This window comes from Pseudomonas sp. NFACC05-1 (assembly GCF_900100135.1).
In the GTDB taxonomy this organism is placed as follows: domain Bacteria; phylum Pseudomonadota; class Gammaproteobacteria; order Pseudomonadales; family Pseudomonadaceae; genus Aquipseudomonas; species Aquipseudomonas fluorescens_Q.
The window spans coordinates 25,627-40,949 of the sequence record NZ_FMTR01000025.1 but is presented as its reverse complement, the minus strand read 5'-3'; the positions used below and the strand labels follow the sequence as shown (position 1 = coordinate 40,949).

General features: G+C 62.3%; 16 protein-coding genes. 10 read left to right on the top strand and 6 right to left on the bottom strand.

Annotation, left to right across the window (positions count from 1 at the left end):
- The first annotated feature begins 127 nt into the window (after nucleotides 1–127).
- The 3 genes from BLO97_RS25670 to BLO97_RS25660 all read left to right on the top strand — a co-directional run bounded on the left by BLO97_RS25670 (nucleotide 128) and on the right by BLO97_RS25660 (nucleotide 2,118).
- Nucleotides 128–877: a DUF2076 domain-containing protein gene (locus BLO97_RS25670; protein ID WP_092348872.1), complete on the top strand. Its 750-nt coding sequence runs from the start codon at nucleotides 128–130 to the stop codon at nucleotides 875–877.
- A gap of 128 nt (nucleotides 878–1,005) precedes the next feature.
- Nucleotides 1,006–1,485 (top strand): LabA-like NYN domain-containing protein, encoded by a 480-nt coding sequence (locus BLO97_RS25665; protein WP_063324258.1) that lies wholly within the window; start codon nucleotides 1,006–1,008, stop codon nucleotides 1,483–1,485.
- A 21-nt stretch (nucleotides 1,486–1,506) separates the two neighbouring features.
- Nucleotides 1,507–2,118 carry a 3'-5' exonuclease gene (locus tag BLO97_RS25660; RefSeq protein WP_053189903.1) on the top strand — a complete coding sequence of 204 codons (612 nt, stop codon included), beginning with the start codon at nucleotides 1,507–1,509 and terminating at the stop codon, nucleotides 2,116–2,118.
- Nucleotides 2,119–2,288: 170 nt separating this feature from the next.
- Here the strand turns inward: BLO97_RS25660 and BLO97_RS25655 are convergent, their stop codons facing one another.
- Complete coding sequence (locus BLO97_RS25655; RefSeq protein WP_025215612.1) at nucleotides 2,289–2,741, bottom strand: Lrp/AsnC family transcriptional regulator; 453 nt, start codon at nucleotides 2,739–2,741, stop codon at nucleotides 2,289–2,291.
- A 161-nt stretch (nucleotides 2,742–2,902) separates the two neighbouring features.
- Here BLO97_RS25655 and yedA point away from each other — a divergent pair, with 161 nt between their 5' ends.
- Nucleotides 2,903–3,805 (top strand): drug/metabolite exporter YedA, encoded by a 903-nt coding sequence (gene yedA, locus BLO97_RS25650; protein WP_092224979.1) that lies wholly within the window; start codon nucleotides 2,903–2,905, stop codon nucleotides 3,803–3,805.
- Nucleotides 3,806–3,863: 58 nt separating this feature from the next.
- Nucleotides 3,864–5,201 (top strand): RNA helicase RhlE1, encoded by a 1,338-nt coding sequence (locus BLO97_RS25645; RefSeq protein WP_092348869.1) that lies wholly within the window; start codon nucleotides 3,864–3,866, stop codon nucleotides 5,199–5,201.
- Between the two features lie 57 nt (nucleotides 5,202–5,258).
- Here BLO97_RS25645 and BLO97_RS25640 read toward each other — a convergent pair whose 3' ends face one another.
- Together BLO97_RS25640 and BLO97_RS25635 are read right to left on the bottom strand one after the other, a co-directional pair.
- On the bottom strand, nucleotides 5,259–6,506 hold the full coding sequence (locus tag BLO97_RS25640; protein WP_092348866.1) for a TIGR03862 family flavoprotein: 1,248 nt from the start codon (nucleotides 6,504–6,506) through the stop codon (nucleotides 5,259–5,261).
- A 179-nt stretch (nucleotides 6,507–6,685) separates the two neighbouring features.
- The gene (locus tag BLO97_RS25635) at nucleotides 6,686–7,606 is read right to left on the bottom strand and encodes a histone deacetylase family protein (RefSeq protein WP_092348863.1); all 921 of its coding nucleotides are present in this window, start codon (nucleotides 7,604–7,606) and stop codon (nucleotides 6,686–6,688) included.
- Nucleotides 7,607–7,679: 73 nt separating this feature from the next.
- Here BLO97_RS25635 and BLO97_RS25630 point away from each other — a divergent pair, with 73 nt between their 5' ends.
- The 3 genes from BLO97_RS25630 (at nucleotide 7,680) to BLO97_RS25620 (ending at nucleotide 9,812) form a co-directional block, all read left to right on the top strand.
- Entirely contained in the window at nucleotides 7,680–8,249 is a 570-nt protein-coding gene (locus tag BLO97_RS25630) for a GNAT family N-acetyltransferase (protein ID WP_092348860.1), read from the top strand.
- A 103-nt stretch (nucleotides 8,250–8,352) separates the two neighbouring features.
- On the top strand, nucleotides 8,353–9,222 hold the full coding sequence (gene tesB / locus BLO97_RS25625) for an acyl-CoA thioesterase II (RefSeq protein WP_003205823.1): 870 nt from the start codon (nucleotides 8,353–8,355) through the stop codon (nucleotides 9,220–9,222).
- Nucleotides 9,219–9,812, top strand: a complete 594-nt coding sequence (locus tag BLO97_RS25620; protein ID WP_092149927.1) for an HAD family hydrolase — start codon at nucleotides 9,219–9,221, stop codon at nucleotides 9,810–9,812. The genes tesB and BLO97_RS25620 overlap by 4 nt, the downstream gene beginning before the upstream one ends.
- A gap of 70 nt (nucleotides 9,813–9,882) precedes the next feature.
- On the opposite strand, the gene BLO97_RS25615 is transcribed toward BLO97_RS25620, so the two are convergent.
- Together BLO97_RS25615 and BLO97_RS25610 are read right to left on the bottom strand one after the other, a co-directional pair.
- On the bottom strand, nucleotides 9,883–10,830 hold the full coding sequence (locus BLO97_RS25615; protein ID WP_092348857.1) for an alpha/beta hydrolase: 948 nt from the start codon (nucleotides 10,828–10,830) through the stop codon (nucleotides 9,883–9,885).
- Nucleotides 10,831–11,724, bottom strand: coding sequence for a KPN_02809 family neutral zinc metallopeptidase (locus tag BLO97_RS25610; RefSeq protein WP_092348854.1), 894 nt, complete (start codon nucleotides 11,722–11,724; stop codon nucleotides 10,831–10,833). It lies immediately after the preceding gene.
- Between the two features lie 211 nt (nucleotides 11,725–11,935).
- Here BLO97_RS25610 and BLO97_RS25605 point away from each other — a divergent pair, with 211 nt between their 5' ends.
- A complete protein-coding gene (locus tag BLO97_RS25605) occupies nucleotides 11,936–12,712 on the top strand; it encodes an IclR family transcriptional regulator (protein ID WP_072348468.1) in 777 nt (258 codons plus the stop codon).
- A gap of 62 nt (nucleotides 12,713–12,774) precedes the next feature.
- Nucleotides 12,775–13,653 (top strand): DMT family transporter, encoded by an 879-nt coding sequence (locus tag BLO97_RS25600; RefSeq protein WP_092224967.1) that lies wholly within the window; start codon nucleotides 12,775–12,777, stop codon nucleotides 13,651–13,653.
- A gap of 168 nt (nucleotides 13,654–13,821) precedes the next feature.
- Here BLO97_RS25600 and BLO97_RS25595 read toward each other — a convergent pair whose 3' ends face one another.
- The gene (locus BLO97_RS25595; protein ID WP_092149915.1) at nucleotides 13,822–15,159 is read right to left on the bottom strand and encodes an MFS transporter; all 1,338 of its coding nucleotides are present in this window, start codon (nucleotides 15,157–15,159) and stop codon (nucleotides 13,822–13,824) included.
- Between the last annotated feature and the right edge of the window lie 164 nt (nucleotides 15,160–15,323).

Genomic DNA, 15,323 nt, shown 5'->3' with positions numbered 1-15,323 from the left:
GCGCCCGCACAAGCAAACGTAAACATCAGGTAAAGACCATTGAAAGCTTTACGGCGAGCCCCATTACTGATGGGCACCGGTCTTCGGGATCGGAATGGTTTCTACCCGGCAATCTAATGAGGTCGCCATGAACAGCGAAGAACAAACCCTGATCGATGGACTGTTTTCACGGCTGCAACAGGCCGAAAAGGATTCAGCCCCGCGCGACGCCCAGGCCGAGGCGCGGATCAAGGAACACCTGGCCAGCCAGCCAGCGGCGGGCTATTTCATGGCCCAGGCGATTCTGGTGCAGGAGGCCGCGATCAAGCGCCTTGATGAACAGAACAAGCAACTCACTCAGCAAACCGAGCAATTGCAGGCCGAGCTGCAACGGGCCCGTTCCCAGCCATCGGCGCCCAGCGGTGGCGGAGGCTTTCTGTCGAGCATTTTTGGTGGCAGTGCCCGGGACTCACGCCCGACAAGCGCACCGACATCCAGTGGCGGAGGCTGGCGCGAACCGGCGCAGCCGTCCTTCAATGCCCAGCCCCAACCGGGCTTCGGCGCGCCGCCCGGCAATTATGGCGCACCGCAGCAGCAGGCCCCGGCAGCGGGCAGCTTCCTGGGCGGCGCCCTGAAAACCGCGGCGGGCGTGGCCGGCGGCGTGATGCTGGCCCAAGGCATCAGCAGCCTGTTTCACAGTAACCAGCAACCGCAGGAAATCGTCGAGGTCATCAAGGAAGAACCGGCGCAACCGGTCAACGATACCGCAGGCAACGGTTGGGGCGATGACCCGCGCGTGGCTGACAACGACACCTACGGCAACGACCAGGGCGGGTTCAGCGACGCGGACTACAGTGACGATTCATCTTCCTTCGGCGACGACGACTCCTTCGTCTGACCTGCCATTCGTCCGGGGCGCACAGGCGCCTCGGGCCGATTATTCGCGGAACAATCCTTCGGGCTGGCATACTGGGCGACTTTTCGGCCCTGGTGGCCTGTGTGCGTGTGCATCCAAGAGGAAACGCGGTGAAAAAAATTGCAGTGTTCGCCGATGTCCAGAACCTCTACTACACCGTGCGCCAAGCCTACGGTTGCCATTTCAACTACGCCGCGCTGTGGGCTGATGTCAGCAAGCAGGGGCAGATCGTCGAGGCCTATGCCTACGCGATCGATCGCGGTGACAGCAAGCAGCAGCAATTCCAGCAGATCCTGCGCAACCTGGGCTTTGTCGTGAAGCTCAAGCCTTATATCCAGCGCAGCGACGGCTCGGCCAAGGGGGACTGGGACGTGGGCATCACGCTGGACATCATGGACGCCGCCGACCACGTCGACGAAGTGGTGCTGGCCTCCGGCGACGGCGATTTCGACATGTTGCTCGAACGCATCATCACCAAGCACGGCGTGCAGGCCGTGGCCTATGGCGTGCCGGGTCTGACCGCCAACTCGCTGATCCGCGCCGCCAGCCGCTACGTGCCGATCGAAGGCGCGTTGCTGCTCAAGAATTGATTTTCACGGAGTTCAAAAGGTTTGGAACGCATCGCAGTCATCGACTTTGAAACCACCGGCATCACCCCGAGCAGCAGTTGCCGGGCCACTGAAATCGCGGTGGTGATGCTCGAGCAAGGCCGGATCGTCGACCGCTACCAGAGCCTGATGAATGCCGGTGTGCGCGTCCCTGCGTTTATCGAGCAATTGACCGGCATCAGCAACGCCATGCTGCGCAGCGCCCCGTCGGCGGAAAAAGTGATGAACGAGGTCAACGAATTCGTTGGCATCACGCCGCTGCTGGCCCACAACGCCGCGTTCGATCAGAAATTCTGGGACTTTGAACTGGGACGGATCAAGCGCACCCGCCTGCAGAATTTTGCCTGCTCGCTGTTGCTGGCCCGGCGCCTGATGCCGGCGGCGCCGAACCACAAGCTCGGCACGCTCAACGCTTTCGCCGGCCTGCCCCATACCGGCCAGGCTCACCGCGCCATGGCCGATGCCGAAATGGCCGCCAACCTCACCGCGCACCTGGCTTCGGAATTGCGGCAAAAGCATGGGCTGCGGGAGTTGTCCCATGATCTGCTGTGCAGTCTGCAGAAAGTGCCGGCGGCGAAAATCAATGAGCACCTCAAGCGCCATCGCGGGTTCTAAACACACCACAACCAACTGTGGGAGCGGGCTTGCTCCACAGTTTGATCATTCCCATGCTCCGCGTGGGAATGCCTCAACGGACGCTCTGCGTTCGGCGCTTGATGGGACGCGGAGCGTCCTGGGCTGCATTCCCGCGCAGAGCGTGGGAATGATCTGGTCAAGGTTGACGGTTATTTCCCATTGCCTTCCAACTGCCCCAACGGCACACGCTTTTCAATGGCGCTGGACAGCACGATCGAAGTCTTGCTGAAGCCGAACTTGGCGATGCGGTTGATCAGTTCTTCCAGTTCCGGCATCGAGCCCACCGCCGCTTGCATGATCACGCACGGGTCGCCTGTCACCCGATGGCACTCGGTCAGTTGCGGGATCTTGCACAGTTCGTCGTAGGTCTTCTGGTTGCCGTGCTGGTTCATCCGCAATTCGATGACGCACTGTACCGGCAGGCCGATCTTCGCCATGTCGACTTTGGCTTGATAACCGGTGATGACGCCGCTGGCTTCCAGTTTGCTGACCCGCTCGGCCACGGCCGGGGCTGACAGGTTCACTTTGCGGGCCAGTTCGGCGTAGGACGCACGACCGTTTTCCAGCAGGGCGGCGAGCAGCATGCGGTCGTATTTATCCATGTATTGGCTTCCAAGTGACGTGACTTTCGAAAGCGCGGTTTATAGCGCCAATCTCCATGTTTTGAAAAGTGTATGGGTGGGATAAACAGGTTTTGTAACTTATTTTCCGTCTGTCGCCTTTCTAGAATAGCGACTCTCATTGTCCTGACTTCGAGCTGAACATGCCTGGCCCACGCCGTTTTCCCTTGCCATTGATTGCTGCCTTTTTTGCCTTGTACGTCATCTGGGGTTCGACCTACCTGGTGATTCGCATCGGTGTGGAGCATTGGCCGCCGCTGTTGCTGGCCGGGATTCGTTTTGTGCTGGCCGGTTCGCTGATGTATGGCTTCCTGCGCTGGCGCGGGGCACCGGCACCGACCTGGGCGCAATGGAAGGCCGGGGCTATCATCGGCGTGCTGTTGCTCAGTTTCGGTAACGGCGCGGTCAGTGTGGCCGAGCACACGGGCGTGGCGTCCGGGGTGGCGGCGTTGGCCGTGGCGACGGTGCCTTTGTTTACCTTGCTCTGCGGATATTTCTGGGGCGCGCGTAACACGCGTCTGGAATGGGCGGGCATTGTACTGGGGTTGATTGGCATCGCGATGCTCAACCTGGGCTCCAATCTGCAGTCCAGCCCGTTGGGTGCGACCTTGCTGGTATTCGCGGCGGCCTCCTGGGCCTTCGGTTCGGTGCTGAGCAAACACTTGCCGTTGCCGGCAGGGGCGATGGCCAGTGCCGTGGAAATGCTGGTAGGCGGTGTGGTGCTGTTGATCGGCAGTGTGGCCAGCGGCGAGCACCTGGACAGTATGCCGCCGCTGGAAGGTTGGTTTGCCTTGGCTTACCTGACCTGCTTCGGCTCGATCGTTGCCTTCAATGCCTACATGTACCTGCTCAAACATGTGCGCCCGGCGGCGGCCACCAGTTATGCCTACGTCAACCCAGCCGTGGCGGTGTTGCTGGGGATCGTGTTCGCGGGTGAAACCATTGGCGCTGAAGAAAGTGTGGCGATGTTGGTGATCATCAGTGCCGTGGTGTTGATCGGTTTGCCGCAGTGGCGCAAACCCAAGCCTGCGCCGGCCGCTTCCTGATTTAGGGTAAACTGCCGCGCATTGCACACCATGCGCTGATTTTTCCTACGGTACTTCCATGACTTTCGCCACTCTTGGCCTGATCGAACCCTTGCTGCGCGCCCTCGAGACGCTCGGTTACCAGACCCCGACCCCAGTGCAGGCCCAAGCCATGCCGGCGGTGCTGGCCGGTCGCGACTTGATGGCCGCGGCCCAGACAGGCACCGGCAAGACCGCCGGTTTCGCCGTGCCGCTGCTGCAGTTGCTAACCACCGAAGGACCGAAGGTCGCGGCCAACTCGGTGCGAGCGCTGATCCTGGTGCCGACCCGTGAGCTGGCCGAGCAGGTCCATGAAAGCGTGCGTCAGTACGCGCAAAACCTGCCGCTGAGCACCTACGCCGTGTACGGCGGTGTCAGCATCAACCCGCAGATGATGAAGTTGCGCAAAGGCGTCGACCTGCTGGTCGCCACGCCAGGGCGTCTGCTCGACCTGTTCCGTCAGAATGCGCTGAAGTTCAACCAGTTGCAGACCCTGGTGCTGGACGAAGCCGACCGCATGCTCGATCTGGGCTTCTCCGAGGAGCTGGCGAATATCTACAAGGCCCTGCCGAAGAAGCGCCAGACGCTGCTGTTCTCGGCGACCTTCTCCGACGCGATCCGCCTGCTGGCTGGGCAGATGCTCAACGATCCGCTGAGCATTGAAGTGAGCCCGCGCAACGTCGCCGCCAACACCGTCAAGCAATGGGTGGTGACGGTGGACAAGAAGCGCAAGCCGGAACTGTTCGTGCACTTGATGCGCAAGCACAAGTGGAAGCAGGTGCTGGTTTTTGCCAAGACCCGCAACGGCGTCGATGCGCTGGTGGAAAAACTCCAGGGCCTGGGCGTCAACGCCGACGGCATCCACGGTGACAAACCCCAGGCCACCCGCCAGCGCGCACTGGACCGCTTCAAGGCCAGCGAAGTGCAGATCCTGGTGGCGACCGACGTCGCTGCCCGTGGCTTGGATATCGAAGATTTGCCGTTGGTGGTGAACTTCGACCTGCCGATCGTGGCCGAGGACTACATCCACCGTATCGGCCGTACCGGCCGGGCGGGCGCTACAGGGCAGGCAATCTCCCTGGTCTGCGCCGATGAAGTGAATTTGCTGTCAGCCATCGAGATGTTGACCCGTCAGACGTTGCCTCGCCAGATGGAACAAGACTTCGAGCCTGAGCACCGTGTGCCCGACACCGATGCCAGCGGCCAGGTGATCAAGAAACCGAAAAAGCCGAAGAAACCGAAAACCTCCGGTGGCGGCGGCAAGCGCAACCTGGGCAAGTGGGTGGACAGCGGCGACTCCTCGCCTGTGGAGCCTTCGGTCAAGCCGGTGCGCAAAGTACCGGTGTTCAATACCGGGCCGCGTAAGCGCAAGCCTTAGGGGGCAGCTGCCAGTCTTAAGCTGCAAGTTAGAAGCGGTTTGCTTGCAGCTTGCAGCTTATAGCTTGCAGCTGTTTCGCAGAAACTCCTTCATCCCCAACCCCGCCGCCCGGCCACTGGCAAAACAGGCCGTGAGCAGGTAGCCGCCGGTGGGCGCTTCCCAGTCGAGCATTTCCCCGGCGCAGAAAACGCCGGGTATCTGCTTGAGCATCAGGCGTTCGTCCAGGGCTTCGAAGGTCACGCCACCGGCGCTGCTGATGGCTTCATCCAACGGGCGGGTTTTCACCAGGGACAATGGCAAGGCCTTGATCGCCTGGGCCAGCCGCGCCGGCTCAGCAAAGCAATCAGCTGGCGTGAGTTCACGCAACAGCGCAGCCTTGACCCCGTCGATCCCCAACTGGCTGTGCAAGTGCTTGGCCATCGAGCGCGAGCCGCGAGGCTTGCTCAGGGCTTGCTGGATTTTATCCACAGGTCGGCCTGGCAGCAGATCCAGATGAATGGTCGCGCTGCCGTGTTGGTTGATGGCTTCGCGAATCGCTGCCGACAGGGCGTAGATCAGGCTGCCTTCGATGCCGGTGGCGGTGATCACGCATTCGCCGAGGCGCGGTACATCGTCGTTCAGGCCGATGGCGATGTTTTTCAGCGGGGCGCCTGCGAATTTGCTGACCATCAGATCGCTCCAGGCCTGCACTTCGAATCCGCAATTGCTCGGTTGCAAAGGCGCAAGGACTACACCGCGCTGTTCCAATGGCAACATCCAGGCGCCATCGGAGCCCAGCCGTGACCAACTGCCGCCGCCCAGCGCCAGCAACGTCGCATCAGGTTGCAGGGTTTTTTCGCCCTCTGGCGCTGCGATCCTCAGGCTGCCGTCGGGGTGCCAGCCAAGCCAGCGATGGCGGGTGTGAATCGTCACGCCGGCATCGCGCAGGCGCTTGAGCCAGGCGCGCAGCAGCGGGGCTGCTTTCATGTCGGTAGGAAATACCCGTCCGGAGCTGCCGACGAAGGTGTCGATGCCCAGCCCGTGAATCCATGTGCACAACTCATCCGCGCCGAAGGCCCGCAGCAAGGGGGCGAGGTTCGGCGCGCGTTCGGCGTAACGGGACAGAAAGGCCGGAAAAGCTTCCGAGTGGGTGATGTTCATACCGCCGACACCGGCCAGCAGAAACTTCCTGCCTACAGATGGCATCCCGTCGTACAGGTCGACCTGGATCCCGGCCTGGCTCAACACCTCGGCCGCCATCAGGCCGGCGGGGCCGCCGCCGATGATGGTGACGTTTGGGGTGGAGGGCTTGGCGGCTTGGGTCATGGCTAATTGTGGGGCTGTGGAATAAGCGGCGCATTCTATCAGCACAAACTCCTGCGGGAGCGGTGGTGATCAAAAAATAGCCAAGCGTTCGCACGCTATAAGCGACATAGCCTGTAGGCCATTTCACTCAGGTTATCCACAGGCCGCTCCACAGGCATTGTGGGTAACGCGCCCAGACTTCAATGACAACCTGATGACGCCCAGACCTTTTGTGCGCTGTGGTGCAGGATCCCGTGGCGGCGGGCCAGGGCCTGGCGGTCCTTGCTGTAGCCGCCGCCGATCACGCCGACCACCGGGATGTCGCGCCCCAGGCAATGGCGCATGACGCTTTCGTCCCGGGCGGCGAGGCCTGCATCGGTCAGCTTCAGATAACCGAGGGCGTCGTCCTTGTGCACATCGACACCGGCGTCGTACAGCACCAGGTCGGGCTGGTAGAGCGGCAGCAGGTAGTTGAGCGCATCGTCCACCACCTTCAGATAAGCGCCATCTTCCATGCCCATCGGCAGGGGAATGTCCCAATCGCTTTGGGCCTTGCGTGCAGGAAAATTCTTTTCGCAGTGCAGGGATACTGTCACGGCGTCCGGGGTGTCATGGAGTATTCGGGCAGTACCGTCGCCCTGATGCACATCGCAGTCGAAAATAAGCACCCGCGAAACTCGGCCGCTGGCCAGGAAATACCGGCTGATCACCGCCAGGTCATTGAAAATGCAAAAACCGGCCGGGTGGTCGTAATGGGCGTGATGGGTGCCGCCGGCCAAATGACAGGCCAGCCCGTGCTCAAGGGCCTGCTCGGCCGCCAGGAGTGAGCCGCCCACGGCGCGAACCGTTCGGCGGGCCAGGGCTTCGCTCCAGGGCAGGCCGAGTCGCCGTTGGTCTTCACGAGACAACTCGCCGCCCATGTAGCGTTCGATATAAGCGCGGTCGTGGGCCAGGGCGAGGATGTCCGGGGGACATAGCGACGGGCGCAGCAGATCCGCATCGCGGGTCAGGCCGCTGTCCACCAGGTGATCGCGCAACAGGCGAAACTTGTCCATGGGGAAGCGATGGTCCGGCGGGAACTCGGGGCTGTAGTCTTCGTGATAGATCAGCGGCAGTGGCATGGTGTTTTCAGCGGTGATTGAGTGACGGATCCTACCAGCGATGTAGACTCTGGGGCATGGAAGGGGAGTGAAAATGGAGCCGATACTGCAACTGGAAAGCGCACGGCTGCTGTTGCGGCAGTGGCGCGATGATGATTTGCCGGAATTTGCCGCCATGTGCGCCGACCCGCAGGTGATGCGGTATTTCCCGGCGCGCCTGAGCCGCCTGGAAAGCGCCGCCCTGATTGGCCGCGTGCGAGGGCATTTCGCCGAGCATGGTTTTGGTTTGTGGGCCCTGGAGCGCAAGGACACTGGCGCTTTCATTGGCTTCACCGGGCTGGGTGTGGTCGGGTTCGATGCGCCTTTCACACCGGCCATCGAAATTGGCTGGCGCCTGGCCCGGGAGCACTGGGGCCTGGGGTATGCCAGCGAGGCGGCGTGGACCGCCCTGCGTTGTGCCTTCGACCAGTTGAAGCTGGACGAAGTGGTGGCGTTCACCGCCGTGGATAACTTGCCGTCGCAAAAGGTCATGCAGGCCATTGGCATGCAGCATGATCCGGCTGACGATTTCGAACACCCGACACTCGCGGTCGGTCATCCATTGCGTCACCATGTGCTCTATCGCATCAATCGTGAGCAGTGGCTACAGACCCTGCACGGTTAGCCGACACGGACGTTTACAATGCCCGCCAAATGGCCCGGGCCACTATCGATCCGCCGCCGCAGCATAGACTGCGCGGTTTTTGCGCTGTGTGAGGAAAGTCTGAATGAGCCACGTGTTGGAAGATCTGGTCGACCTGCTGACCCTGGAACCGATCGAAGAGAACCTGTTTCGCGGGCGTAGCCAGGACCTGGGGTTTCGCCAGTTGTTCGGCGGCCAGGTCCTGGGCCAGTCGTTGTCGGCGGCCAGCCAGACCGTGGAAGAGGCGCGCCATGTGCATTCGATGCACGGTTATTTCCTGCGTCCGGGCGACGCGGCGTTGCCGGTGGTCTACCAGGTGGACCGGGTGCGTGACGGTGGCAGTTTCAGCACGCGCCGGGTGACGGCGATCCAGAAGGGCAACCCGATTTTCACTTGCAGTGCCTCGTTCCAGTACGACGAAGAGGGCTTCGAGCACCAGAGCAGCATGCCGCAAGTCGTCGGGCCGGAGAACCTGCCGTCCGAGCTGGAACTGACCCAGCAACGTGCGCACTTGCTGCCTGAGCACATGCGCGAAAAACTGCTGTGCCCCAAGCCGATCGAGGTTCGCCCTGTCACCGAAAAAGACCCTTACAACCCGCAACCGGCCGACCCGGTGAAGTACGTGTGGTTCCGTGCCGATGGCGCCCTGGCGGATTCGCCGGCCTTGCACAAATACCTGCTGGCCTACGCGTCGGACTTCGGCCTGTTGACCACTTCGCTGCTGCCCCACGGCAAATCGGTGTGGCACAAAGACATGCAGGTCGCCAGCCTCGATCATGCCTTGTGGTTCCATGCCGACCTGCGCGCCGATGACTGGTTGCTCTATGCCATGGACAGCCCGTGGGCCGGCAACTCCCGCGGGTTCTCCCGTGGCAGCGTGTTCAACCGCGCCGGACAACTGGTGGCCTCGGTCACCCAGGAAGGCCTGATTCGCCATCGCAAGGACTGGGCATGAGCCTGGCCGAGATTCGTCACTGGGTGTTCGACATGGATGGCACGCTGACGATCGCCGTGCATGACTTCGCGGCGATTCGCGTGGCCCTGGCGATTCCGGCCGAAGACGACATCCTGACCCACCTGGCCGCGTTACCGGCGGATGAGGCAGCAGCCAAGCATGCTTGGCTGCTGGAGCATGAACGGGACCTGGCGCTGGGCTCCAGGCCAGCGCCGGGGGCGGTTGAGCTGGTGCGGGAGCTGGCTGGGCGCGGTTATCGCCTGGGCATCCTCACCCGTAACGCCCGCGAGCTGGCCCACGTCACCCTCGAAGCCATCGGCCTGGCGGACTGTTTCGCCGTGGAGGATGTGCTGGGCCGCGACGAAGCACCGCCCAAGCCCCACCCCGGTGGCCTGTTGAAGTTGGCCGAGGCCTGGAGCGTGGCGCCCGAGGCGATGGTGATGGTGGGCGATTACCGCTTTGACCTGGACTGCGGGCGTGCGGCGGGGGCGCGGACGGTGTTGGTGAACTTGCCGGATAACCCGTGGCCGGAGCTGACGGATTGGCATGCGCGCGATTGTGGGGAGTTGCGGCGGATGCTGTTGGCTTGAGCGCTGGGTTGACTGAACGATCGCTATCGCGAGCTTGCTCGTGATAAGCCCCAGTCATTCGCGACAAAACTTACTGCCCAAACAACACCTTCAGCCCCTCAGGCGAAGTCAACATCCCATCCCCGTTATGCCCAACCCCCGGCACTTCGATCAGCCGCTGGTTCAACCCCTCGGGATGACGCCGGGTCAGGTAGTCAAAAAAGAAATGCCCGCGCAGTAACCGATACGGCCCCTGGGTTTGTGCTTCGCAGCCTTTATCCAGCGCTGGATGTTCCGGGTCGGTGTCTTGTTGTCCGAGCAAATAGACGATGTCGCGCTTGACGTAGTTATCTTCCAGTTGCGCGGGTGTTTGCCCCGCCGCGTAGGCTGGCAAGTTCTGCAGGCCGTACTTCCAATGATTGAAGCCAGGGCAACCGGCAGGGTCGAAAGCCATGGGCCGTTGCGCATCGAAGTAGGCATAGGACGACGGGTTGGCAATGACAAAACGTGGGCTGACCCGGTATTGGCCGTGGGCGAGCAGGGCATAGCGCTGCACGACCTGGGCGCCGCCGGAATGGCCGGCGATGACGATCTCTTTCACTTCGGGAAACTGCTGTCGGTCACTGACTCGCGCAACGATGTCGTCGAGTACCTGGAAGGAACTGATTGGATGGGGCCCTGTGGATAAGCCTCCGGCCATCCAGTCGTTGCCTTGCCAGCGCAGGAGGTCATTGGGCAGTTGATGGCGCGCCACGTCCTGTTCGTTGAGAAACTGCGGGGCGATGATCAGGGTGGTACCCAGTTGCCCGGCCTGCCCGGCGGCCTTTTCCGCGCTGTGCAGGTAGGTGTCGGCATTGCGCAGCCGACCGTGGAGGATGATCAACACGCGCTGGATGGACGCTGGCGGTGGGCTTACGCCGACGGCCATGGCGCCGCCGTTGAACTGCAGTCGCCCTTGGGCGACCACGTTGACGCCGTGTTCCTCGGCCTGGGCAACGGCGCAGCACAGCACCAGCCCGACCAACGTCCCCCACTTCATCTACAGGGTTTTCGCCGCGAACGTGTCGCACTGGCTGACCTGGCCCTGGGCGAACCCGGTCTTGAACCAGCGCACTCGCTGCGCCGACGTGCCGTGGGTGAAGGAGTCCGGCACCACGCGGCCCTGGCCTTGTTGCTGCAAGCGGTCATCGCCGATGGCATTGGCGGCGTTCAAGGCTTCCTCGATGTCTCCCGGCTCAAGCCAGTTCAGGCGTTTTTGCGCATGGTTGGCCCATACACCAGCCAGGCAATCGGCCTGCAATTCCTGGCGTACCAACAAGCCACCATCGCCCTCCATCTGCCGGCCTTGCTGGCGCGCTTCCTGGATTTTCGCCGACACGCCGAGCAGCGTCTGCACATGGTGTCCGACTTCGTGGGCAATGACGTAGGCCTGGGCGAAGTCCCCGGCGGCGGCGAAGCGTTGGGACATTTCCTTGAAGAAACTCATGTCCAGGTAGACCTGGCGGTCTGCCGGGCAATAGAACGGACCGGTCGCCGACGAGGCCAGGCCGCAGGCCGAGTTGACTCGACCGCTGAACAACACCAGTTTCGGTTGTTGGTACTGGCGTCCGGCCTGCTGGAACACCTGGCCCCAGGTGTCTTCGGTATCGCCGAGGATCGAGCGCACGAACTCGGCCTGTTCATCGTTGGCCGGCGGTGCCTGGCGGGTCTGTGAAGAGGTGGGTGCGGATTGATCCATCTGCCCGGCCAGTTGCCCGAGAATCTGCATTGGGTCCTGGCCGGTGATCCAGCCGATGCCGACGATCAGGAGGACGGCCGTCAGGCTCAAGCCCTTGCCGCCGCCGAAACGCATCCCGCCACCGTCCCCACCGTCCCCACCGTCACCGCGAGCGTCCACCACGTTGTCACTGCGGCGACCTTTTTTCCATAACATGTGGGCGTTCCTCTGATTGACCGGGGTGTCACTGTACTGCCGTTGCGGTGAGTCTAGCTTTTGAGGCGTCAGGATGCGCGTGATGCCTGAGCTTTCAGGCAACCGGCGCGGGGTTTGGTTCATCAGGGCATGAATGAATGGCGCACCGGTTCCAGAATTTGCATTACACTTTGCATATTCTAGAATCGCCGAACTTACCTTTGGATCGCCCATGGCCGGCAGTCAAATCGAACGGGTTTTCAATGTGCTGGAAAGCCTCGCCAGCGACCCTCGCGGCTGGCCGCTGTTAGGCTTGGCCGAACAGTTGCAGATTCCCAAGAGTGCCACCCACCGTTTGCTCGCCGAACTGATGCGCCTGGGCTATGTGCGCCAGAATCCCGAGAACCTGCGTTATCACTTGTCGACCCGCCTGGTCGCCATGGGCTTTCGTTATCTGTCGCGAAGCGGTGCCGACATCGTCCAGCCAGTGCTCGATCGCCTGGCACAGGAAACGGGTGAACTGGTGCGCCTGGGTGTCATCGAAGGGGAGTGCCAGACCTGGATCGCCAAATCTCAGGGGGCCCGTTCCGGCTTGCGCTACGACCCGGACATGGGGCGTGAGACGCCGTTGTCCTATACCGCATCGGGCCATGCCTGGCTGGCTTGCATGAGTGACGCCGAGGCGTTGGCGCTGGTGGCGCGCCAGGCCGTGCAAGTGCCGGAGGACGCCGGGCCAAACGCGCCACGCAGCCCGGCTGAACTGCTCCAGTACCTGCACCAGGCCCGCGAACACGGCTATGCCTGTGTCGAGGAAAGCTCGGCGATCGGCACGTCGGCCATTGCCGCTGTGGTCCGTCATCCATTGGACGGCCGGGTCATCGGCGTGTTGAGTGTTGCCGGCCCCAGCGCACGGATGACGCGGGCGCGGTTGCATGAGCTGGCACCGACCTTGCTGGCGTTTGCCGAGGAGTTATCGCAAGCCAGCCAGGCCTCGGAATTGTTCAGCTGAATGCGGTCTCGTCCGCCACAGGCAAGCCTTGCACCCCACATCACGCAACGCAGGATTCCTACATGACCGTCAGCACTCCGCTTTCCGGTGTCAATCAGGCTTTCAAGGGCATCCTGCTTATTCTGGTGGCGACGTTTCTGTTCTCCAGTCATGACGCCTTGTCGAAATATCTCTCGGGTTTCTACCCGATCATCATGGTGGTCTGGGCACGTTACGTGGTGCACACATTGTTGATGGCGGGTATTTTCCTGCCGCGCTCGGGGTTGCGGGTGCTGCGGACCAAGCGGCCTTTGTGGCAACTGGGCCGGGCGCTGTGCCTGCTGGGCACCAGTCTGTTCTTCACCACGGCGCTGTTGTATATCCCGCTGGCCGAGGCGACGGCGGTCAACTTTCTCGCGCCTGTGCTGGTCACCGCGTTGTCGGTGCCATTGCTGGGCGAACACGTGACACGCGGGCAATGGATCGCAGTGATCTTCGGCTTTATCGGGGTATTGATCATCGTCCATCCGGGCGGGGATCTGTTCACCCCGGCGGTGATATTGCCGTTCTGTTCGGCGCTGTTCTTCTGTTTCTACCAACTGCTCACGCGAAAGCTCAGCGAGATCGACAGCCCGACCACCAGCAACTTCTTCGCCGGCCTGTGCAACACCTTGGTGATGAGCGCGTTGGTGCCGTTCTTCTGGCAAGTGCCGAGCCTGTTGCACGGAGCGATGATGCTGGCGCTGGGCGCCTGCGGGATGACGGCGCACCTGATGCTGACCCAGGCCTTCCGCTTTGCCGCCCCGGCGCTGCTCGCGCCGTTCGGGTACTGCCAGATCGTGTTTGCCGGGCTGCTGGGCTGGTTGTTTTTCAGCCATACGCCGACGCTGACCACCGTGGTGGGCATCGCCCTGATCTGCTTGAGTGGGTTGGCGGCGGCGTGGCAACAGCGGCGCAAGTGACCGCCCCACAGAACCCTTTGTGGCCAGCCCAGTCCCCTGTGGCTAGCACAGTCCACTGTGGCGAGGGAGCTTGCTCCCGCTGGGCTGCGAAGCAGCCCCCGCTTTCAGGCGATTGCTGCGCAATCGAGCGGGAGCAAGCTCCCTCGCCACAGGTCTTCTCCAGCCGTATCAGTTTTCCAGGGTCGGCACCTTGCGCGGCGCCATGAAGTACAGCCAAGTCAGGGCAATGAAGTACATCGCCGGGATCAGGGTGAACAGCACGGTGTAGTTATTGTTGGTCACGGTGAGGATGTGACCCACTAGCTGGGTCATGAACATCCCGCCGATGGCCGCGCACATGCCGCCGAAGCCGAACACCGTGCTCATCATGTGCTTGGGCGTGTAGTCCATGACCAGGCTCCAGATGTTGGCGGTCCAGGCCTGGTGCGCGCCGATGGCCAGGGAAATGGCGAACACTGCCATCCACAGGTTGCTTGCGCCGGCGGCCATGATCACGCCGATGATGCAGCAGGCGAACAGCAGCATGGACACCAGGCGCGCCTTGATCGGATCGAGGCCGCGGCCGATCAGGAACGAAGACAGGATCCCGCCGCCCACGCTGCCGAAGTCGGCGGTGAGGTAGATGATGATCAACGGGATGCCCATCTGGGTCACGTTGATGCCCAGGTTGTACTGCTGGTTCAGGAACGGCGGCAACCAATAGAGATAGAACCAGAACACCGGCGCGGTGATCGAGTAGGCCAGGGCGAACGCCCAGGTGCCGCGCATGCGCAGGATGCGTGAGAACGGTACGCGGACCTGGTCCGGTTCGTCCTGGGCCTGGATGTAGTCCAGCTCCGATTGTTTGACGGTGGGATGGTCTTCGGGGTTGAAGTATTTCAGGCCCCAGAACACCAGCCAGATCCCGCCGAGCGCTGCCATGCACAGGAACGCGGCCTGCCAGCCCCACACGTGCAGGACCAGCGGCAACAGCATCGGGGTGAACATCGCGCCGACATTGGTCCCGGCGTTGAAGATACCGGTGGCTACGGCCCGTTCGCCCGCCGGGAACCACAGTCGTGTGGTCTTCACGCAGGCCGGGTAGTTGGCGGCTTCGGTGAGGCCGAGGATGAAGCGGCAGACCATGAAGCCCACCGCCGAGGTGGCCAGGCCGTGGGCGCCGGTCGCCAGGCTCCAGAGCAGCACGGCGCAAAAGAACACGCGCTTGACGCCGATCCGGTCGATCAGCCGCCCCTGCAACACGAAACCGACGGCATAACCGACCTGGAACCAGAAGTTGATGTTGGCGTAATCCATCGCCGTCCAGCTCATCTCCTTGGCCAGGATCGGCTGCATGACGCCCAGGGCGGCGCGGTCGATGTAGTTCAGGGTGGTGGCGAAAAACACCAGGGCGAGCATGCCCCAACGGGTCTTGCCCACGGTCATGGCGCCGCGGATCTTGTCTCCGACGCCGCCGGTGGAGGCACTCAGGCCAGTGGCCAGGCGGGAACTTTGGGAAGGAATCATAGCGTGTACCCGTTTTTGAAATTCTTATGGTCGGTCTGGGTCTGTCCATCGACGTCGGCGATCAGGGCTTGCGTCGATGTGGGGAGCGATGGTGCGCAGTGAGCAAAAAATCGTCAATTCGGCGATCGGCATTTTGTTCGATAATCGCCCAAAAAACTAACCGG